Source organism: Listeria ivanovii subsp. londoniensis, from assembly GCF_000763495.1.
GTDB lineage: Bacteria > Bacillota > Bacilli > Lactobacillales > Listeriaceae > Listeria > Listeria londoniensis.
The window spans coordinates 2641838-2664164 of sequence record NZ_CP009576.1 but is presented as its reverse complement, the minus strand read 5'-3'; the positions used below and the strand labels follow the sequence as shown (position 1 = coordinate 2664164).

Below are 22327 nucleotides of genomic sequence, written 5' to 3'. Positions count from 1 at the left end.
CAACTTAAACCGTTGAAGAAACTAGATTTAGGATTTTTATATATTAATTTTAGTTGCTTCATTTAAGGAAAGCTCTTCAATATCATCATGAAGGAAATAATTAATTTCATCTTTAATACCACTTAAGATCCGCTCTTCCTCAAGGACCTTAGCAACGCGAAGTGCTCGTTGCATAAATTCTTTACCAGTTGCTTTTTCACCTAACTTATAGAGAACAATACCTTTTTTAGCAATCGCCATACAAAAGTGAAGATAATAATGGTTTTGCTTAGCGATTTTAATAGACTTTTCAATAAAGTGCAAAGCGAGTTCATATTTTTCATCCAAAATTAAGTAAGTGGCTCGATTGACGTGAAGGGAAATTTCAATTGAAAGAGTGGGGTATAAATAGCGATATTTCTTAAGTTGAACAATTAGACGGTTGACAATATGTTGAGCTGTTTCATTTTCAAAAATAAAGAAAATATTTCTTAAAATCATAATATCATTCCAAAATAACTCATCTGATTTGGCTAGTCTTTCCCAAATATAAGCTACTTTTTCTCGAGCTAATTTGAAATTATGTTCTTTTTCAGCAAGCAAAACACCTTCAAGAGAAGCTTTCACATCTGAAATAAAGATATCAGTCGGGTGTTCTTTTAAGTAATCATTGCATTTGGAAATAACATCTTTGAGAATATCTGTTTCTGAAGAGGTAAGGATCTTGGAGTATAAATAAAGGATATTCTCTTTTGGAGAAGGTGTAAAATCACGCTTAATGAACTCAAATTCTTCTAATGTCATATTAAAATTGAGTAAGATTTGAATAAAGCGGTCCATACCGGGAATAATCTTATTATTCTCAATCTTTTGGTAATTAGAACGACTTAGTGCTTCAGAACAAGCTTCTTTTTGTGTTAAACTTTTACTTTTCCGAATAAATTTCAACGTATCACCGACATTTTGCATAAAACACAACTCCTTTTGTTCAAATTTGATGTATTTTAATTTTATGTTGGGTTTCTAGGATAGAATTTTTGTATAGATAAAAAAAGGAGGGAGAAAACATGTTAACTTTCGTAACAAGTATTAACTGGTTATTCTAGGTTAGCTATGCAAGTTCTTCTGATGAGCGCAATTATTGTTTTTCCATGAATATGGTCTGGCATAATTGCGTTTTTTGTAAGGAGGAAGTTAATTTGAATATTTGTAGTGTATCTGTGAAAAATTATAACACTATGTGATTATATGTACAATACAACTATTCTAAAATTAACAATTTTGAAAAATATTACATCTAAAGTAGTGCTTTTTTAGGAAAAAGGTGAATTAAGGGAGGAAAGTGAGATGAAGCGAAAGTTCAGAAAAATTAGTTTGGTATTTATTCTAGGAATACTTATTTTTAGTTGTTTAAGTGGATTTGGGACGAATGTTTTCGCGATGGATGGGGAATATCACTCGCCATACGGAGATGATGATTTATATTCTGTTCAACCGACAGAACGTTCGCCAAGAGATCCAAAAGCTGGGGAAGATGTCACGCTAAATATCACAACTTGGCCAATAGAAGACGGGGATAATGTCTGGGTGGAATGGACTAAAAATGGAGTTGCACAAGAAAATGTAACAGCAAGCTATGATTATAATAGTGGTAATAATACTTACTGGAAAGCAGATTTAGGGAAATTTGAAAAAGGCGATGAAATTACTTATACAACAAAAGGTTCTGCTAACGGCGGGGCAACCTATGAAAGTGGTCCTTTTACTTTTTATGTAACAGATTGGGAATATGTAGAGAATGTAAGTAGTGTCGTGGATAATGGCGATTCTATTACATTGAATATGACGGCTACGGCAGGAAATTTCACGCCGAAGTTATATGTATCTTTTGAAGATTTAGATACGCTACGGATGGAACTTTCCCCAACTGGTAAGGAAACAGGACATGCTGGTAAATCAGGTTACACTGTAGAAGATGGTGCAGATGAAGTATTGATTACAACTGAAGATTTACGAGTGGAGATCCAAAAATCACCATATCGGATGGAAGTTTATCAAGCAGATGGAACTTTACTTACAAGTGAGTATACAACAGCAAATAGTTTGGGTTGGTTAACAGATGGTAAAAACGTTATTAACCAATATCAAAATAATTTTGTAACCCCAAGTGATGAAGCGTTTTATGGTTTTGGTGAACGTTATGACACAATTAACCAACGCGGAAAAGATGTAGAAACTTATGTCTATAATGAATATCAAGATCAAGCTCAAACAGAAAGAACTTATTTAGCAGTACCATTCTTTGTAAGTGCTAATAAATATGGTATGTATGTTAATTCGGATTTCCATTCACAGTTCCAAATGGCTTCTAAAGTAGAAGACAAGTACAGCTTTGTTTTGGACAATGATGGAGATATGACGACGATGCTAGACTATTATGTTATTAGCGGCAAAGATCAAAATGATATTGTGAATAACTATACAGATATAACTGGGAAAACCACTTTGCTACCGAAATGGGCTTTTGGCCTTTGGATGTCAGCAAATGAGTGGGACAGAGATTCAGATGTTAGTACAGCACTAGCTAATGCAGAAGAAAACGAAATTCCAGCTACTGGATTTGTATTAGAGCAATGGAGTGATGAAGAAACGTACTATATCTGGAATGATGCAACCTACACAGCTAAAAAAGATGGGGAAGCATTTGGCTATGATGATTTTACTTTTAACGGGAAATGGGCAGATCCAAAAACAATGGTGGATAGTGTTCATGATGCAGGGATGAATATCGTTTTATGGCAAGTGCCAGTACTAAAAGATGATGGCACTGTTTACGAACAACGAGATAATGATGAAGAATACATGATAAGCCAAGGGTACAGTGCGGATGACGGGACAGGAGCACCATATCGTGTTCCAGCGTCTCAGTGGTTTGGAAATGGGATATTACTAGACTTCACTAATAAAGAAGCAGTAGATTGGTGGACGTCGCAACGTGAATACTTATTAACAGATGTGGGGATTGACGGATTTAAAACAGATGGTGGAGAAATGGTCTGGGGACGCGATACAACTTTCTCTAACGGTGAAAATGGACAAGAAATGAGAAACCGTTATCCAAGTGATTATGTTTCTAGCTATTTTGATTTTGCAAAAAGCATTAATCCGGAAGCAGTTTCATTCAGTCGTTCTGGAACTTCAGGAGCTCAAAAATCAGGAATTTACTGGTCAGGAGATCAAACTTCTACTTTTGAATCATTCCAATCATCTGTAAAAGCAGGACTTAGCGCTTCCACATCAGGTGTTTCTTATTGGGCTTGGGATATGGCTGGATTTACGGGAGATTATCCGACATCCGAACTTTATAAACGGGCAACAGCAATGGCAGCATTTGCACCGATTATGCAGTTCCACTCGGAAAAATCAGATCCATCGCCAAGTGAAGAACGCTCACCTTGGAACGCAGTAGCTAGAACAGGTGACGAAACAATTTTACCAACGTTCCAAAAATATCTATATACAAGAATGAATTTATTGCCATACATTTACACGGCAGCAAAAGATACTGCTGACAATGGTAAATCAATGATGCGTCAAATGGCAATGGATTATCCGGATGATGTGAACACCCACGTTTTGGATGAACAGTATATGTTTGGTAATGATTTATTAGTAGCACCAATTGTACAAGAAGGTCAAACTGAAAAAGAAGTTTATTTACCAGAAGGAGAATGGGTTGATATTTGGAATGGTGGTATTCATCCAGGTGGTGAAACAATTTCTTACCATGCAGATGTTGATACACTTCCTGTCTTTGCAAAAGCAGGTGCAATTATTCCGATGAACATGACAGATGGCTATCAACTTGGCCAAAATGTCGGAAATGATTTAAATGCTTATGAAAATCTAACTTTCCGTGTTTACCCATCAGGAGAAAGCGAATATAGCTTTTATGATGATGTAAATGGTGGAGAAATGCATGACATTAGTGTTTCTGAAGACTTTGCAAATGAAAAAGTAACCGTAGATCTTCCAGCAATGGCAGATGAAACAACCATGCAAGTTTTCAGCACTGAACCAACAGGCGTTACGCTTGATGGAACAGAAGTAGCAAAAGCAGGAACGCTTGATGCATTCAATGAAGCTACAACTGGCTATTACTATGATTCTGTACAAAATCTAACTTATGTAAAAGCAGAAGCAAAAACGAGTGCTCAAACCATTGTAATGAATGGAACAAATCATGCACCATATGAGGCTGAATTTGGTCATTTAACAAATGTAACTACTGCGAGTGACCACGCTGGATATACAGGCACAGGATTTGTAGCAAGCTTTGACCAAGAAAAAGAAGCGGTCGAGTTTGATATCGATGCGGTGGATGGCGCTTCAGATTACACAATGGAAGTTCGTTATAGTGCTGGAGTAGAAGATGCAACAAGAACTGTTTATGTGAATGGTGCCAAACAAAAAATCACTTTGCCAAAAACGGCAGATTGGGATACTTGGGCAACGGTGGAAGTACCAGTAACTTTACATGATGGAAATAACCAAGTTGTCTTTGATTTTGAAGCAGATGACACGGTAGGAATTAACTTTGACCATGTAGTTATTAAGAAATAAAGTTATGCCACCCTTTTTAGTGGATAAAAAGGGTGGCAAATTGAAAGGGGGAGCATGAATGAGAAAAATAATAGGAATGTTATTGATAACTATGTGTTGCGTTATCTTTACTCCGATGACAAAAGTACAAGCTGAGACGGTGCCACTTCCAGCTCCAATTATTGAAGCTTTTCCGGTTGAAGCAATTGCAGAAGTGTTCGCAGAGGAACTTGGTAAGGAATCAGTAAATGATATTATTACCCAAGATGATTTGGATACAATTACTGTAATTGCTTTGCCGGGATTAGACTTAACAGGTGAGGATTTAAATGTTCTAAATAATGAAGTTTTTCCTAATGCGGTAGAGTTAGGTATTTGGAGCAATAATATAGGTGAAATGCCATCGTTATCAGCAAGTTTGCCTTCCTTAAAAAATATTCAAGCTAATAGTGCGAATATTACTTCTTTTCCGAATGAAGTTTATCCTAATTTAACGACAGTAGATATGTCTGGGAACAAATTTGGGTTGAACATTCCACATTTTTTTGGAATGGAAAACCTGATAGATGTTAATTTGGAAGATGCGGGGCTTTCTGGTTTTGTTGAAAAAGATATTTGGATGAATTTAACTAACCTAGACACATTACTTCTTTATCAAAATCATTTAATTTCTATTCCAGAAGAAATATTTCAATCAAAACAACTAAGTAGCTGGTCATTTGATGAGCAAACAGCAACTTATCCGAAAACTACCATTAAGCAAGGGGAGAATTTAGACGTTTTTATTCCATTTGTATACCAAGCATTAGACTTTATTGCGGCAAGTCCGAGGAACATAATTATTATTAGGGATAACGGCAGCACCCTGTATGAACCTGAGTATCCAACTTATGAAGGATCGTATATGTACACGATAGATACAGCATTTTTAGCACCAGGAGAACATTTGCTTGAGATTTCATTAGGATATAACGATGGAGAATATCTTGGATGGTATGATTTTCCTGTAACAATTACAGAATAAAAAAGGGGCGAGATGATGAAAAAAGGTATGAAGCAAGTTTGTGTCAGTTTGGCGGTACTTCCGCTTGTTTGGTTGAATTTGGGGATAACTCAGCCGCTCGAAGTACAAGTAAATGCAGAAGAAACGAAGAAAAAAGAATCAAAAGAAACTGCGAAAACAGAAGCTGCGCAACAACTAAGTAAGGATGAATACGCGAAGTTGAGTGCAGAAGAAGGTCTTGGGAATGTCATTGACGCAACTGTCACAGATAACGTAATTACACTTAAAATAGATAATGGAGATGAAGACCAAGATGATTATTTGGAGATTTCTCCACTAGCAAATAACTTATTAAAAGTGAATTTACGTCCAAGAAATGTAGAAAATAGTGAGTCGACACCAATGATTGACCCAGATGCTACTTTTACAGCAATTGGTGCAACAATTGATTTAGAATCCGACCCAATAAAAATCACAACCGATGAATGTACACTCGAAATCGCCAAAAATCCAGCACGAATGACATTTAAAGATAAGGACGGAAAAACTTTATTATCTGAGTCAGCTGATGGTGGGATTTTTGATGGAGGTGTAAGATTTAAACGTGGTGCGAGTGACCATGTATATGGTGCTTACGGAATTAGTTTTAGTGATGGAGACCTAGGTATGGAGCGCGATGATACAGCTTTAAATAGCGGGAAAACTGCTCAAGCTGGTCAGCAAGGGAATGCTGGTGGACCGTTCATGTGGTCAACGGCTGGCTATGGTCTTTTAGTAGATAGTGATGGTGGTTATCCATATTCGGTTTCAGATGAAGAAAAATTAGAGTTTTATTATGGCGATACAGTGGTTGAAGGACGCCGTTATGTGAAAGAAAATGTCGAAATGTACTTGATGTCTGGCAAACCCGAAGCAATTATGTCTTCTTACGCCGATGTTACAGGACACGCACCAATGATGCCGAAATGGTCACTTGGTTTTTCTAACTTTGAGTGGGGAACAAATGAAGCGGAATTCAGAAAAAATATCGATACTTATCGAGCAAAAGGAATTCCGATTGATTCATTTGCGTTTGATTATGATTGGAAGTTTTACGGAGATCCAGTCCATGGTGGAGATTATGGTGAGTTTGCTTGGAATACGGATAATTTCCCATCTTCAGCAGATACAACTTTAAAAACGGATATGGATGCGCTTGGTGTCAAAATGATTGGTATTACGAAGCCCCGAGTTGTAACTAATTTAGAAGATGGCACCGAGACGCAACAAGGCAAAGATGCAGAAGCAAAGGGTTACTGGTATCCAGGCCAAGCAGCTTATGAAGACTATGCTTTCCCGGTAATGGTTAGAAGTATTGATCCGTATAATCCAGACGAACGCAATTGGTGGTGGTCTCATTCCGAAGATGCACTAGATAAAGGAATTGTTGGTTGGTGGAATGATGAAACGGACAAAGTATCTTCTAATGGGGCAGATTATTGGTTCGGGAATTTCACAACGGGTTTTACTTCTGAAGCAATGTATGAAGGGCAACGGGAATATACAAATGAACGTGTCTGGCAAACTGGTAGAACATATTATCCAGGAGCGCAACGTTATTCAACTTCTATTTGGTCCGGAGATATCGGAGTTCAATGGAAAAAAGGCGAAGTAATCGATTGGGCAAATGGGATGCAAGAACAGCCAAGTACGATGCTTTCGACAATTAATTTAGGACAAACGAAATGGGGCATGGATACAGGTGGCTTTAATGCTAATTCTGGGCAGGTCTTAAATCCAGATCCTGAACTATATAGCCGTTGGATGGAATTTAGTTCCCTTGTACCAGTTTTCCGTACACATGGAAATGACAATCAACAACGCCAACCTTGGTTTTATGGTGGAACAGCAGAAGAAGTAGTGAAAAGTAGTATGAATTGGCGTTATTCAATGATTCCTTATATGTATGCATATGAAAGACAAGCCTATGAATCTGGTGTTGGTCTAGTTCAACCATTAACTTTCGACAACCCAACTGATGAAAATGTAGTAGATTTGACGGATGAGTGGATGTTTGGTGATGGGATTCTTGCAGCGCCTGTATTAGAAGAAGGAGCAGGTTCTCGTGATATTTATTTACCAGCAGGGACTTGGATTGACTATAACCGTGGAGATGTTTATGAAGGAAATCAAACAATCAATTATGAAGTAAATGATGAAGACTGGACAGATGTACCAATGTTCGTTAAACAGGGTGCAATTATGCCGATGCAACAACCACAAAACTATGTTGGTGAATCAGCAGTCAAAACAGTTTATTTAGACACTTTTGCCTCGGAAGATAATACAACGTTTACACATTATGACGATGACGGAAAATCTTTTGATTATGAAAAAGAAACCTATTTAAAACAAAAAATGACTACTTCTAAAACAGCTGATAGCACGACATTCACTGTTGGAGCAAAAGAAGGAAGTTATCAAGCGGATACAGAAAATTATATCGTTAAACTTCATGGTAATGCAGCCGAAAGTGTTCAAGTTAATGGAGCAGATAGCAAGCTTTATGATGATTTATCTTCACTAGAAAATGCGGATGGAGGCGGTTATGCTGTTTCTAGCGATATTTACGGAGCGGTAACTTATGTAAAAGTACCGGCTCAAGCAGATGCGGAAACAGTGATTACAGCTAATGGATCTGGAAGCGTCGTACAAACTGGAACGTACGAAATGGAAAATGGTTCCAATTTTGCAAGTACTGTAGCTGACAAACCAGTTTCTGAAAAAACATATGTAGATGGCTATGATACAGATGGCGCTGGAACAACTGTTTATGCAAATGTAAAAGATGCTGGCGATTACAATGTGGATCTAACTTATAAAAATACTTCCAGTGATAATCAATCATTAAGTATTTTTGTTAACGGCGAATACGTGAAACAAACAATGCTAAAACCAGCAGCAGATTCAGTTGTTGCATCAGAAGCATTACCACTTTCAGCAGGTAAAAATAGCATTACTTATAAAGTGGTAACCGATGCGGATGACAAAGCTGACCAAGTACAACTTGATAAAGTAAATATTGGTTTCACGCCAACTATTGCGAAAGTCGAAGCAGAAGAAGCAGATCTTGCAGGAACACTTGCAGTAGCATCGGATCACTGGTTCTATAGCGGTGCGGGATTTGTTGGTAGTTTTGGTACAACTGGAGATGAAATTAAGTTTGAAGTAGATGTGCCGGCAGATGGCGAGTATGTATTAAATACGCGTACTGCCAATGGGACAGGTATACCACAGACACTTGATTTGTACACGAATGGTGAATATAATTCTCGGGTTACTTTCCCTTCAGAAGGCGAAAACTGGAATATTTGGTCAGATACAGAAAAAGCAGTAGATCTGAAAGCCGGAATAAATAAAATCACTTTTTTGATGGACGGCGAAACAACAGGGGCTATTAATATGGACCGAATTCTCGTTTCGGCTGATCCAGTAGAGTCACCAGTCCAATCAGAAGTGAATTTATTAGATAATGTTGGTTTTGAACGAAATCCGAGTGGAACAACCAATTGGGTAGAATCACATCCAGATGGTCAAGATAATGCTTATGGTATAGATAGTGGTTCAGGCGTTAATCCTCCAGAATCACCAGCATTCGGTAGCCAAAGTGCATACTTCTATCTCCCTGGCGCATATAAACAAACGCTAGCTCAACAAATTTCTGTACCAGCGAATAATGCCACATATGATGTCGAAGCTTGGGTTAAAGTAAGTGAAGATGGCGCGGCAAAAGCCCAAATGACAGTAAATAATTATGACAGTGGCGAAGGTCAAACAATTGATTTAGTAGCAGATAATGTTTGGCATTACGTAACAATTAAAGATGTCAAAGTTACAACTGGTAATATCAACACTAGTTTCCAAATGGATTCACCAGGTGGAACAAGTATTCATATTGATAATGTTCGAGTTATGTCTGGAACAAAATAATGAAAGTTAGGCGGGGTGTAATCATCCCGCTTAGTTTTTTAAGGAGACTGACATGGAGAATTCTTGAAGGTTTGTTTAATTATGAGTGTCATCATTGTAGGTATGGTTTCTTTTAAAACAATGGATGCTAGCGCAAGCGGTATATGAAATTGCTAGTATACTGTTCCGAACTATCGAAATTATCCAGAATTAATAGCAATTGATTTTAGATCTAGGAAGAATACCTAATTCAAACAGTAGTATTTGATACGGATGGCACTATTACACTACCTTTTTATAATTAATTAGCAGTAGATTATGATAAAACAACAAAACAAATTGTTGCTCCAACTACTACATTAGCAATAGGTGATTATTAGATTTAACGGTACGATACTCTTAGGTTGCAGGAGTAGAAACTCTTGAATATAGCGTTCCAATAACCATGAATTAAAATAAAATTTGTGCTATAGCGCAAATTTTTTCTATTTGTAAAGCCTTGTTTTTTCCTGTATAATGATAGCTGTTAGACTTGTTTCCTGGGGATGTTACGGATTCGACAGGGATAGTTCGAGCTTGAGTTGCGAGTCGGGGGGATCGTCCTCGTTATTAACGTCAAAGCCAATAATAACTGGCAAAGAAAAACAAAACCTAGCTTTCGCTGCCTAATAAGCAGTAGCATAGCTGATCCTCCGTGCATCGCCCATGTGCTACGGTAAGGGTCTCACTTTAAGTGGGCTACACTAAATAATCTCCGTCTGGGGTTAGTTAGAAGAGCTTAATCAGACTAGCTGAATGGAAGCCTGTTGCCGGGCTGAGGTTTATGCGAAATACTAATACGGTGACTACGCTCGTAGATATTTAAGTGCCGATATTTCTGGACGTGGGTTCGACTCCCACCATCTCCACTTTTAGAAGAATGAAAAAAGATGAAAAGTGCTTTAAAATGCTTTGTTGAGGCGTTTGTGGCACTTTTTTGTTTTGTGTTATAATATCTTTATCACAATATAAAAGGGATGATGCATAAGTGAAATACAAACAAAAAAAGAGATTGCTTACTTATGAAGAACTTATTGAAAAGATGCGTGCGAAAAATATAAAATTTCAAATAATTAATGAAACTGAAGCAAAGGAAATTTTGATGGAAAATAATTATTATTATAAACTCGGTTCCTATAGGAAAAACTATGATCAAGATGAGAATGGTAGATATAAGGACTTAGAGTTTGCATATTTATCTGATTTAGCCATATTGGATATGAGATTAAGATATATATTGTTACAAATGTGTCTGGATATTGAGCATTCTATTAAAACTAAAATATTAAAAAATATTACTTTGGATAGAACAGAGGATGGATATGGTATAGTAAACTCATTTTTTAAAGCCGATAGCAACAGAAAGAGGCGTCTTTTTGAAAAGGAAATGTTTTTTAATCAGGAAGGAGTCCAAACATATACGAGAATATATACAAAATACTACGAAGAAACACCTGTATGGGTGGCATTGGAGCTAATGAGCTATGGTGGTTTCACAATGTTCACTGAGCACTATTATGCTAATGTTTTTTTCAATAAAGAAGATTTTAAAATGGCAAATGAACTTTTAAAATTCGCAAAAAATATAAGAAACAAAGCAGCGCATAGTAGTCCATTGATTTTAGACATAAAACAAGGAAAGACTAATAACATGTTTTTAAAAGCAAATAACTCCTATCTTAGCGATAATCAGCTTAGAGTTAAAAGAATACATGACATATTTGCTGTTTTTCTCTTGCATAAAAAATACTGTAGTATGGGAATACAAAATAACAAAAGAGAAGTTTTGAGAGAGTTTGTTAATAGATGTGACAAAAACAAAAACTTCTATAAACAAAACTATGATATTAAAAGATTTTTTTCAGCGTTGCGTTTATTAGTTGACAAAGTATATTAGTATTGATAGTATTTAGACAAGGAACAAGGATTAAAACCTTGGCATTCTAACTGTACGCAGTTTTAATGTTTATCAGTACTAAAAGGATGCTTACTGTAAGCATCCTTTTATAGTGTAATTTAATTTTTAAAAATTAAAAGTTGAACATCTCCACTTTTGACCTAGATAAAAAAGGTTATGTATTCTGTAATGGTTTAATAAAACTGTTGCACAATGCATAACCTTTTTTATTAAAGCTAGTTAATATATGTTTTAAATAGCATCAATGATAAACCTCAGTTAATTATTGGGGTATTTATTTTGAGAATTTTTATAATAAGATGAATTTCCTATAACTTGATTATTTCTTTCTCTTTTATTTAAAAGTATTTGTTAAACTTACTAGAAAGAAGTTAAGGGAGGAATAAAATGACACAACTTAGAAAAATTTTCATTGTTTTCATTGTGATTAGTCTGCTATATCTGTTCATTGTTGCAATATGTATGTTTAGTGGAACTCAGACGAAACCAAGTGATAATGCCAAGACGGTTCTTATTCTAGGAGCAAAAGTAATCGGCGAACCGGCTCAACCATCCCATGTCTTACAGGAGAGACTCGATGCGGCTGTAGATTACTTAAATGAGCATCCAAAAGCTAGAGTGATTGTTAGTGGTGGTCAGGGCACAGATGAGAGCGAGACAGAAGCATCAGTTATGGAAGAATATTTAGTTAATGAAGGTATTCGAAGAGCACGGATTGATACGGAAACTAAATCCAAAAGAACGGAAGAAAATATTAGCAATAGTAAAGAAAAATTTCAGCTTGAGAAAACAGTGATTGTTACAAGTGATTATCATATGTATCGGGCGCTGATGCTTGCGAAACGTCAAAACATTGATGCAACAGGACTTCCGGCAAAATCAAAGACAATCGCAAAATATAAAGGGATGATGCGAGAAGTAATGTCGATAACCTATGCATGGGTTTTTGATTGGTAAAAATACATGTTATAATAATACTAAAAGTGTTGGAGGTCTTGCGGGTGAAATTGGAGCGGATTTTAGCTATATTAGTATTAATATTAGAACGAAAAGTGCTTGCAAGTGAATTGGCAGAAAAATTTGAAGTTAGTACACGAACTATTTATCGTGACATGGATACGCTTCTTTACGCAGGATTCCCAGTCGTTGCACTACCAGGTAAAAATGGTGGTTTTACTATGCTTGATTCGTATAAACTGTCGACATTTACCTTTTCGGAAACAGAAAAACAAATTCTACTCGAAGCACTTCAAGCAAGGTCTGGATTTGTATTAAATGAAAACCAAGAGCTACTACGGGAAAAAATCACGTTATTACAAACGGAAAAGTCAACAACAAATCATATTTATTTCGACTCAGCTACACAACATAGACAGCAAATTGAAACCGAAGTGAAACGCAAAATGGCGCATATTCAAAAAGCATTTTCAGCAAACAAACAATTAGAAATAAACTATGTTGCCATGGATGGAACAGAAACAAAGAGGCAAATTTCCCCTCAGAAATTAAATTTAATGGATGGAAGTTGGTACTTAGAAGCATATTGTCACAAGCGGAAGGCAACTCGTAATTTTAAATTAACGAGAATACTTACCTTAAACCAGCTGGATAAAGAAATAGTTGTTTTAAATAAAATAGAAGAAATTGTACATAAAACAAATAAAATCACTCTGGACTTCCCAAAAAATCAACTTGGCAAATTGCTTGATTATTTTCTATTAGAAGAAATGGATATTCATAACGAATATGTTCGGGTCACGTTCGATTATGACGGCAGTAAAAATATCATTCCTTTTATATTAATGTTTACTAGTTCTGTGAAAATTGTTGAGCCAGAGTCATTAAAAGTGCAGTTTAAAAGAGAAGTGGAAAAACTTTATTTTCATTTGAATTGTTGACAGATAGTTGTCAGGTTTTATTCGCTATAATGTATTTAAAGAGGTGGTAAATAGTGAATCTACAAGAAAATAAAGTGATTTACGGAAAACAAATACGAACAAACAATGATGATTTTAGCCCAATTGCGAGACTTTGGGGTGAAGTAATGGTAGAAAAACCAACTGGAGATATTTTTGCAGTCTATAGTAACTATGCAAGTGATTACATGGGGGATTATGATTTACTCGTTGGAACAACCAATTGGAAACAAGAAATGACAGCTAATATTGAAGCAGGAGAGTATCTTGTTTTTAAAGTAGATACAACCAATCCAAAAGGGGTGGAACAAGCGTGGAATGAAATTTGGAAGCGAAATAGTGAACTTAATCGAGCTTATAATACGGATTTCGAATGGTATCATACAGATGGCAAAATAGAAGTGTATATTTCTATTTAAAAACCCCGCGGAAAACCGAGGGGCTTGTTACTAATTAAGTTTTTCAGCAGCTTTGTTTGGGACTTGCTCGGGAGTTACTTCTTCAAATGTCGTGACGCCTTTGAAATTTTTATAGTAAAGTCTTAAGTAAGCTCCTTTGCGTAAGTTTTTATCCGCTTTGAAACTCATTTTTTCTTCTTCTCCATCTTTATTGTAACCTGAAAGTACGTAAGAATAAGCAAAGCCTCTATCGCCGGTATTTTCACCGTCTTTGGTGATTTTAACGTAATACTGTTCTGCTACTGCTGTCTTATCATAGCAATAGTAGAATACACCTAAACCTACACCTCCAAGAATTAATAGACTAATAATACCTACAAATATTTTCTTCATTTAATCATCCTTTTCTTAGTTCTTATGTTTATTTTATAGGTAAATTCTTTGGAAATCCCGCTTATAAGGCAACAAAATAAGTAATAAAACTTACATAATTGTTAGGAAGGAGTAAGATTATTATGGCGAGGCCGACAAATAAAACAGAATTAATGAAATTAGGTGCAGAAAATTATCAAAAACTCAACACTTTGATTGATACTATTCCTGCTGAAAAACAGATGGAACCATTTCCGTTTGAGGATCGAGATAAGAACATTCGTGATGTGGTCGTGCATTTGCATGAATGGCATAGGATGATGTTAGAGTGGTATAGAATTGGAATGTCAGGTGGAAAGCCAGTTATTCCAGCAGAAGGTTATACGTGGAAAATGACACCAGAATTAAATGCTGCAATTTGGAAGAAATATCAAGGTACTAGTTTAAGAGAAGCTAGAGAATTGCTTGATGAGACACATCAGAAAGAGATGCAGATGATAGAAGGACATTCAAATGAAGAATTATTTACAAAAAAATATTTTAAATGGACCAATACTACGTCACTAGGATCTTATTTTATTTCTAGTACATCTAGTCATTATGATTGGGTCATTAAAAAAATCAAGAAATTTAAAAAAGCTGCTGGAATTTGATAGATTCCAGCAGCTACTTTTTATTTATTCAAACGCATCTTCATTGAAATAAAGTATTTCCCATAGATGCTTATCTAAATCGAGGAAACTTCTACTATACATATATTCATATTCTTGAGGTTCAGCTGCTGTCTCTGCGCCGATGCTTAGAGCTAAATCTACTAATTCATCAACAGCTTCTCGGCTTTCAAGTGATATCGTAATGAGGACTTCGCGTACTTTGGTTGTATCTGCGAGTTCGTTTTTATGGAAGGTCTGGAAGAAATCTTCTTTCAAGAGCATGGCGAAAATGTTTTTCCCAATAATCATTTGAGTAGCGTTTTCGTCAGTGAATTTGGGATTGAATTCATAACCAAGCTTCGTGAAAAAAGCAATAGATGCTTGTAAATCTTTTACAGGCAAGTTAACAAAAATTTGTTCCGAGCGTGTTACCATAATTTATCACCTCCAGCCAAAAATAGCATGCCGCAAATCACATGTCAATGAATAAGTTGTAGTAAAGTAGGGAAGATAAGAAATAGGGCTAAATTGAATATCAAAAAAACTACTTGTAATCGGTTTCTTTTTGTACTATAATGTTAGAGAAATGTATAGGATTGTTACTGCCAAGGCAGGCAAAACCTGAACTAATTCAAGTGCTATTTTGATTTCTATAGCATTGGAATTAGTTTGGGTTTTTTCTTTTGAGAGAGGTGAAGATGCATGATTATCAAAAAAATTCTGAATAACAATGTTGTAATCGCCGAGGGTAAAAGTGGTAAGGAGTCTGTAGTTATGGGACGTGGCCTTGCTTTTCAAAAGAAACTTGGAGATGAAGTGGACGCGTCCAAGATTGAAAAAACATTTATTATGGAAACACACGAACTATCAGAGAAGTTATCAGAGCTACTTAGTGAAATCCCGTTGAAGCATCTGCGTGTGGCGGATGATGTTGTTCAGTACGCGCAAGAAACACTCGAAACAGATTTAAGTGATAATATTTATTTAACTTTAACAGATCATATTAATTTTGCTGTATCTCGCTATAATCAAGGTATTAATTTGAAAAATGCACTTTTATGGGAAATAAAACGGTTTTACCACGCAGAGTACTTGATTGGTATGAAGGCGCTGGAGTTTATTGAAGAAGAAGTAGGAATTAAGCTAGATGAGGATGAGGCAGGCTTTATTGCACTCCACATCGTCAATGCTAGGCAAGATGGGCAACAAATGCATATGACAGTAGCAATGACACAAATCGTTCAAGACATTCTAAGTATCGTAACTTATCATTATGGGATGGTCTTGGATGAAACTTCACTTAATTACACTCGATTTATCACACATTTACAGTATTTTGCACAAAGATTGCTTCGGAAAGAAATTGTTGATTCAGGAGACGACTTTTTGTATGAACAAGTGCAAATTAAGTATCCCGAAGCATTTGATTGTACGAAGAAAATTGACGCGTACTTGATTAATACCCACCATACAGAATTAACAAGAGATGAACGAGTCTACCTCACTATTCATATTTTTCGTGTAACAGAACGAAATACGTTTGTAAAAGAAGATTAAATTTTTTTGGATGGTTATGTAATGGATTACAGAAAAGTACTGCTTGATGGCGGTACTTTTCTATTGCAACTTTTTCTCTACTAAAATAACAGTAAGTAATACGGCGAAAATACTAGTTGCAAGTAATATCGAACTCCGAATGAAGGCGTGCATCGGAATAAAAGCAAGAAGGAGCGAGAAAATAAGTAAGCTAATACCAGTAATTATCCAATAAAAACTAAGTAATCGATGAGCTTTTCTCCAGCTTGAAGCACTTTTTAATGAAGCCTTTGTTCGGTAACTAAAACGGCTTTCTTTATTTTGTGGGGGATTAATGCGATAGAGGACGCCGAGAATAATGAGTAAAAGTGGGAAAATTAAATCAAACATAATAACCTCCTTTTTGGTATCTTCGTAGTATAACAAAAATTTGTGAAAAGTTGAACGGTTTGGGTAGATACTTTAATGGGTATTGGTCAAAAGAGTCAGTAATTTTAAGGAGGAAAAAAGATGCTTTATAGCGAAAACGACAAGCGAAAACATGAAAGTTATCGAATTCCACTCTTTGGTTCCGAGGAAGAGAGCACGAGTATTCCGAAATATGTTTTAAAGAAAGAGCCAATGGAACCGCGTATTGCCTATCAACTTGTGAAAGATCAGTTGATGGATGAGGGAAATGCTAGACAAAACTTAGCGACTTTTTGCCAAACATACATGGAAGAAGAAGCGCAGTTACTTATGGCAGAAACACTCGAAAAAAATGCGATAGATAAGTCGGAATATCCGCAAACCGCAGAACTCGAAAACAGATGTGTTAATATTTTAGCTGATTTATGGAATTCGCCGAAAGAAATGGCTTATTTAGGCACTTCCACTGTTGGATCCTCTGAGGCATGTATGCTTGGTGGCCTAGCAATGAAATTTAGATGGCGTAAAAATGCCAAAAAACGTGGGTTAGATATTCAAGCAAAACGGCCTAATTTGATTATTTCTTCAGGGTATCAAGTTTGTTGGGAAAAATTTTGTGTGTATTGGGATGTTGATATGCGTGTAGTACCAATGGATAAAGAACATCTAAGCTTAGACACGGACCGGGTATTTGATTTTGTAGATGATTATACAATTGGTATTGTTGGGATTTTAGGCATTACTTATACTGGGAAATTTGATGATATTGCATTATTGGATGAAAAAGTGGAGGCATACAATGAAACAAATGAACATCAACTAGTGATTCATGTGGACGGAGCGAGTGGCGCGATGTTTACGCCCTTTGTAAATCCAGAATTGCCATGGGACTTCCGATTGAAAAATGTTGTTTCAATTAACACATCAGGTCATAAATATGGTCTTGTATATCCAGGTGTTGGTTGGATACTTTGGAAGGATAAAGAATATTTACCAGAAGAATTAATTTTTGAAGTGAGTTACTTGGGTGGTTCAATGCCAACGATGGCGATTAATTTCTCTAGAAGTGCTAGCCAAATTATTGGGCAGTATTATAATTTCTTGCGGTTTGGTTTTGAAGGTTACCGAGAAATTCACGAGAAAACAAAGGAAACAGCACTTTATCTTGCAAAAACAGTAGAAAAAAGTGGCTATTTTGATATTATCAATGATGGTTCTAACTTACCGATAGTTTGTTATAAAATGAAAGAAGATTTGGATGTTGAATGGACATTATATGACTTAGCAGATCAACTTTTAATGAAAGGCTGGCAAGTTCCGGCGTACCCACTACCAGCTGATTTAAGTGATACAATTATTCAACGTTTTGTTTGCCGGGCAGATTTAGGTCATAATGTTGCCGAAGAATTTGCAGCTGATTTTCACGAGGCGTTGCATAACCTAGAACATGCGAGAGTACTCTATCATGATAAAGGGCGAAATGATTCATACGGATTTACGCATTAAAAAAGAAGACTTGGACCCATATCCAAGTCTTCTTTGTGTTATAAAGGTAACCAATCGATAATTTCTTTGATGCTCTTATCCCAAAAATCCCAATCATGGTCACCAGGACTTTCGCGGTATTCTAAGGGCGCATTTTTTCCGAGCGCGAAATCGCGGAAACGGACATTATCTTCATAGAGAAAATCTTCCGTACCACAGTTTTGGAACAAATTAGGTAGCTTGATTTGGCTCGTTAAGTTGTTCTCTAATAAATGGAACAAATCATTTTCTGTTCCTGTTTGGCTGGACATTTCTCCTGTAATAGCTCTTGTACTAAAGTTTTCAAAACAGTCTTCCTTAATAATATAGTTAATGTCCATCACTCCAGACATACTTGCTGCTGCTTGGAAATTTTCGGGATAGGTAAGCGCGACTTTAAATGCGCCGTAACCGCCCATTGAATGTCCGGCGATAAATGTATCTTCTTTTTTTCCTGATAGTGGAAACCAGTTTTTCATGACTTGGGGTAGTTCTTTACTTATAAATTCAAAATAATTACGTCCGTGAACCATGTTGGAATAAAAACTATGATCAGCAGATGGCATGACTACAGCAAGTCCTTTTTCAGTGGCATAACGTTCGATATTAGTATTGCGAATATAAGTAGTATGGTTATTAGATAAGCCGTGCAGAATATATAAAGTTTTGTATTTCGGAATGGTACTATGATAAAGGGTTGCTGTTTCAGGTAAAATCACGGTTACACTTGTTTGCACAGCTAAACATTCCGATTTGAAATTTAGTTCTAAAATAGCCAATGTAGTAGCCTCCTGACATGTCTTTTTTTCTAGTATACATGATTTTTTAGGTAAATAAAATAAATACAACTTATCTTATGAGTTAACTCGGAATTAGGACGTGGAAAAAGAACCTGCGCAAACAGGTCCTCGTTATTTTTTTAAACTTGGCTTCTTTTTGTCAACTATTTTTAAAATTTCATCCAGCTTGCGATTCTTTTCCAAAATAGCGGCTTCCTTAAATTGTTCTGTCGTAACTGGGGGCATTGTTTCTTTGCAATTTTCATGTGATAGATTCGGAAAAAGATTATCAGTCACTTTCATCGCCTCCTTACGTTAAGTATAAAGTATAATGGAAATAATATCGACTATTTGCACACAAATGAAAATAATTCTCAATTAAGGTCCCGACTTTTTGAATATCGTGGTATAATTTAGTAAAATGGAATGGACAGTGTTGTGGAGGGAAATCATGAAGAAGTTTAATATAGTAGTTTTAAGTATCACAACCGCACTGCTCCTTGCTTCATGCGGAAATGATACGACGACTACTTCCAAAAGCGAAACAGTAGAAAAAGAAAAAAGGACTCAGGCTGTGCTTGAACTAACTGATATGTCGGGTCGTGAAGTTTCTTTTGATAAAAATCCAGAGCGAATTATCGCGTTAACGAATGCGGACATGAATATAATATATGCACTAGGTGGAACGGTTGTCGGGCGTCAAACAACGGATGCAAGTGGCGTTCCAGATGGTGCGAAAAGTGCCACAGAAGTTGGAAATACGCATGATTTAAACTTGGAAAAAATAGCTTCTCTTGGTGCGGATGCTATCGTTGCAAGCTCTGAGCAGAATTTGAAAGACGTGCCCGCAATGGAAGGCGTTGGTCCAAAAGTTGTTTTAACAGGTGCGAATTCGATTGCCGAAATAAAAAAACAAACCGCCGTTCTCGGTGAACTTTTAGGCAAAGAAGATAAAGCCAAAGAATTGCAAGCCGATATTGATAAAAAAGTAACAAAAATAAAAGAACAACAAAAAGAGAAAAATGTTCGCGCATTACTTGTTTTAGGAGCACCGGGAAGTAATTATGCGGCATTACCATCTTCCTTAAGTGGCGATGTTTTAGAAGTAGCTGGCGGCGATAATGTTGCCAAAGACTTCAGAGGAGTAGAAAACTTTCCACAGTATGCTTCGATGAACGTTGAAAAGATTGTCGCTGCTGACCCTGAAGTGATTTTCTTAATGATTCATGGTGGCGATGAAAAAGAGACAGAGGCGGCATTTAAAAAAGAAATGAAACAAAATGATGCTTGGAATTCTACGAGTGCAGTAAAAAATGATCATATTGTTGTACTCCCGGCAGAGCTTTTTGGGACGAATCCTGGAATGAAAATAGATGAGGCATTAGATTACATGGCAGACGAAATAAATAAGGTGGATAACTAGATGACAACAGTAAAAGCGCATGATCCGCGGCGCCAACGTAGACGGATAACTTTTGTGGTAGTAATTATTTTACTTATTTTGACGTTTTTTTACGGACTGACTACTGGGTCTGTAAAAGTTACATATAGTGATGCTTGGCAAACGTTGACTGGCAGTGGAAGTGATCTTGCTAATCAACTTATTTGGAATTTGCGATTGCCAAGATTGCTAATTGCTTTCTTAGTTGGTGCTGCACTTGCCATTGCAGGGTGCTTGCTTCAAGGTGTAATGCGAAATCCATTAGCTGATCCAGGTGTGATTGGTGTTTCTGCTGGTGGGGGATTTGTGGCGATTGTAATGACACTCGTATTTCCGACGATGGCAGCTTTTGTTCCGATTGGAGCTTTTTTAGGTGCTTTTGGGACAGCGATATTAATTTACTTATTAGCATGGGACCGAGGTGTTTCTCCGCTCCGTGTGATTTTGTCCGGGGTGGCGATTAATGCCTTCATTGGCGCAATGACTTCTGGAGTAATGGTTCTTTATAGCAATCGTGTTCAAAGCGTGATTTCTTGGATGACAGGAACCCTTTCTGGAAAAAGTTGGTATCATTTAGATTTAATTTGGCCCTATATGCTGATTGGTTTTGTTTTAAGTGGTTTTGCCATTCGTTCTTCCAATGTACTGCTTCTTGGAGATGATGCAGCAAAATTACTTGGTTTTTCTGTAGAGCGGCATCGCTTTTTCATTATTATGCTAGCTGCTTTCTTGAGTGGGATTGCGGTGAGTGTTGCAGGATTGATTGGCTTTGTTGGGCTAGTTGTCCCACATATTTTTCGATTAATTATCGGAAATGACTATAAATACTTACTTCCACTTTCTGCACTAGGTGGTGCTTTATTAGTTGGTTTTGCAGATACAGCAGCAAGAAGTTGGTTTGGCTCGATTGAGTTACCAGTAGGGATTTTACTAGCGATGATTGGCGCACCATTCTTCTTATTCTTACTTCAACGTGGGAGGGTTGCTTCATGAAATCTGCACTAGAACTGAAAAACATTTCATTTTCACGTAAAAAAGATTTTCAGATGGAAGATATAAATGCAGTAATTCCTGAGGGGAAAATTACAACACTGATTGGGCCAAATGGTTCTGGAAAATCAACAATGTTGCGTTTAATAATGCGACTTTTGACGCCAGATAGCGGTGAGATTTTATTAGCCGATAAGAATATTACTGCTATTTCGGCGAAAGAACTTGCGAAAAAAATGACAATGCTGGCACAAGCTCCAGAAGGCCTTGTAGATGTCATTGTGCATGATTTGGTTGCATATGGTCGCTTGCCATACCGAAGCTTTCTATCGACTTTGCAAGAGGAAGACGAAGAAGTCATTCAGTGGGCAATTAAAGTTTGTAATTTAGAAAGTTTGGCATATCGACCACTTCATTCTTTATCAGGTGGAGAACGACAACGAGCATGGCTTGCAATGGCGTTAGCGCAGAAAACACCCATTTTATTACTTGATGAGCCGACAACCTATCTCGATATCGCTCATCAATTAGAATTATTAGATTTACTTGTTCATTTAAATAAAGAATATAATTTAACCATCGTTTTAGTACTTCATGATTTAAATCAAGCGGCGATTTATAGCGATTATGTGTTTGTTTGTGAAAATGGTCAATTAGTAAAGAATGGTACGCCAAAAGAAGTGTTCACGATAGATTTACTTCGGAATGTTTTTCATATTACAGCAGCTATCACCGAAAAAGATGGAAAACAACACATTCATCCGATTGCTTCGACGAGGTTTGAATATTAAAGAAAACAGAAAGAAGATTAGAATTTAGTG

General features: G+C 36.5%; 19 protein-coding genes and 1 other RNA gene. 14 read left to right on the top strand and 6 right to left on the bottom strand.

Annotation, left to right across the window (positions count from 1 at the left end):
* Positions 1-36 precede the first annotated feature (36 nt).
* Positions 37-948 (bottom strand): helix-turn-helix domain-containing protein, encoded by a 912-nt coding sequence (locus JL53_RS13100; protein ID WP_038407837.1) that lies wholly within the window; start codon positions 946-948, stop codon positions 37-39.
* 378 nt (positions 949-1326) lie between these two features.
* Between JL53_RS13100 and JL53_RS13095 the strand changes: the two genes are divergently transcribed.
* The 8 genes from JL53_RS13095 (at position 1327) to JL53_RS13065 (ending at position 13824) form a co-directional block, all read left to right on the top strand.
* Positions 1327-4602: a TIM-barrel domain-containing protein gene (locus JL53_RS13095; protein ID WP_038407836.1), complete on the top strand. Its 3276-nt coding sequence runs from the start codon at positions 1327-1329 to the stop codon at positions 4600-4602.
* A 58-nt stretch (positions 4603-4660) separates the two neighbouring features.
* Positions 4661-5605 (top strand): internalin N-terminal domain-containing protein, encoded by a 945-nt coding sequence (locus JL53_RS13090; protein ID WP_038407835.1) that lies wholly within the window; start codon positions 4661-4663, stop codon positions 5603-5605.
* A 15-nt stretch (positions 5606-5620) separates the two neighbouring features.
* Entirely contained in the window at positions 5621-9553 is a 3933-nt protein-coding gene (locus JL53_RS13085) for a TIM-barrel domain-containing protein (RefSeq protein WP_038407834.1), read from the top strand.
* Between the two features lie 520 nt (positions 9554-10073).
* Positions 10074-10443, top strand: a transfer-messenger RNA (tmRNA) gene (gene ssrA / locus JL53_RS15415).
* Positions 10444-10559: 116 nt separating this feature from the next.
* Complete coding sequence (locus tag JL53_RS13080) at positions 10560-11468, top strand: Abi family protein (RefSeq protein WP_038407833.1); 909 nt, start codon at positions 10560-10562, stop codon at positions 11466-11468.
* A 408-nt stretch (positions 11469-11876) separates the two neighbouring features.
* Positions 11877-12446 (top strand): YdcF family protein, encoded by a 570-nt coding sequence (locus JL53_RS13075; protein WP_003720748.1) that lies wholly within the window; start codon positions 11877-11879, stop codon positions 12444-12446.
* Positions 12447-12490: 44 nt separating this feature from the next.
* Complete coding sequence (locus JL53_RS13070) at positions 12491-13387, top strand: helix-turn-helix transcriptional regulator (protein WP_003720747.1); 897 nt, start codon at positions 12491-12493, stop codon at positions 13385-13387.
* A gap of 53 nt (positions 13388-13440) precedes the next feature.
* Positions 13441-13824, top strand: a complete 384-nt coding sequence (locus JL53_RS13065) for a GyrI-like domain-containing protein (protein ID WP_003720746.1) — start codon at positions 13441-13443, stop codon at positions 13822-13824.
* Positions 13825-13854: 30 nt separating this feature from the next.
* Here the strand turns inward: JL53_RS13065 and JL53_RS13060 are convergent, their stop codons facing one another.
* Positions 13855-14196 carry a YxeA family protein gene (locus tag JL53_RS13060; RefSeq protein ID WP_003720745.1) on the bottom strand — a complete coding sequence of 114 codons (342 nt, stop codon included), beginning with the start codon at positions 14194-14196 and terminating at the stop codon, positions 13855-13857.
* Positions 14197-14318: 122 nt separating this feature from the next.
* Here JL53_RS13060 and JL53_RS13055 point away from each other — a divergent pair, with 122 nt between their 5' ends.
* Positions 14319-14828, top strand: a complete 510-nt coding sequence (locus tag JL53_RS13055; RefSeq protein ID WP_038407832.1) for a ClbS/DfsB family four-helix bundle protein — start codon at positions 14319-14321, stop codon at positions 14826-14828.
* Between the two features lie 24 nt (positions 14829-14852).
* On the opposite strand, the gene JL53_RS13050 is transcribed toward JL53_RS13055, so the two are convergent.
* Positions 14853-15263: a VOC family protein gene (locus JL53_RS13050; RefSeq protein WP_003720743.1), complete on the bottom strand. Its 411-nt coding sequence runs from the start codon at positions 15261-15263 to the stop codon at positions 14853-14855.
* 267 nt (positions 15264-15530) lie between these two features.
* Here JL53_RS13050 and licT point away from each other — a divergent pair, with 267 nt between their 5' ends.
* Positions 15531-16385 (top strand): BglG family transcription antiterminator LicT, encoded by an 855-nt coding sequence (gene licT / locus JL53_RS13045; RefSeq protein ID WP_003720742.1) that lies wholly within the window; start codon positions 15531-15533, stop codon positions 16383-16385.
* 60 nt (positions 16386-16445) lie between these two features.
* On the opposite strand, the gene JL53_RS13040 is transcribed toward licT, so the two are convergent.
* Entirely contained in the window at positions 16446-16754 is a 309-nt protein-coding gene (locus JL53_RS13040; protein ID WP_003720741.1) for an SdpI family protein, read from the bottom strand.
* 120 nt (positions 16755-16874) lie between these two features.
* Here JL53_RS13040 and JL53_RS13035 point away from each other — a divergent pair, with 120 nt between their 5' ends.
* Positions 16875-18278, top strand: a complete 1404-nt coding sequence (locus JL53_RS13035) for a glutamate decarboxylase (RefSeq protein WP_038407831.1) — start codon at positions 16875-16877, stop codon at positions 18276-18278.
* A 38-nt stretch (positions 18279-18316) separates the two neighbouring features.
* On the opposite strand, the gene JL53_RS13030 is transcribed toward JL53_RS13035, so the two are convergent.
* Together JL53_RS13030 and JL53_RS13025 are read right to left on the bottom strand one after the other, a co-directional pair.
* Positions 18317-19075, bottom strand: a complete 759-nt coding sequence (locus tag JL53_RS13030) for an alpha/beta hydrolase (RefSeq protein ID WP_038407830.1) — start codon at positions 19073-19075, stop codon at positions 18317-18319.
* A 132-nt stretch (positions 19076-19207) separates the two neighbouring features.
* Positions 19208-19372, bottom strand: coding sequence for a hypothetical protein (locus JL53_RS13025; protein ID WP_003720738.1), 165 nt, complete (start codon positions 19370-19372; stop codon positions 19208-19210).
* A 154-nt stretch (positions 19373-19526) separates the two neighbouring features.
* Between JL53_RS13025 and JL53_RS13020 the strand changes: the two genes are divergently transcribed.
* From JL53_RS13020 to JL53_RS13010, 3 genes are read left to right on the top strand one after another with little or no spacing between them, the layout of a single operon-like run.
* On the top strand, positions 19527-20498 hold the full coding sequence (locus tag JL53_RS13020; protein ID WP_003720737.1) for an ABC transporter substrate-binding protein: 972 nt from the start codon (positions 19527-19529) through the stop codon (positions 20496-20498).
* Positions 20499-21509, top strand: coding sequence for a FecCD family ABC transporter permease (locus tag JL53_RS13015; RefSeq protein WP_038407829.1), 1011 nt, complete (start codon positions 20499-20501; stop codon positions 21507-21509).
* Positions 21506-22297: an ABC transporter ATP-binding protein gene (locus JL53_RS13010; protein WP_038407828.1), complete on the top strand. Its 792-nt coding sequence runs from the start codon at positions 21506-21508 to the stop codon at positions 22295-22297. The genes JL53_RS13015 and JL53_RS13010 overlap by 4 nt, the downstream gene beginning before the upstream one ends.
* Positions 22298-22327 lie beyond the last annotated feature (30 nt).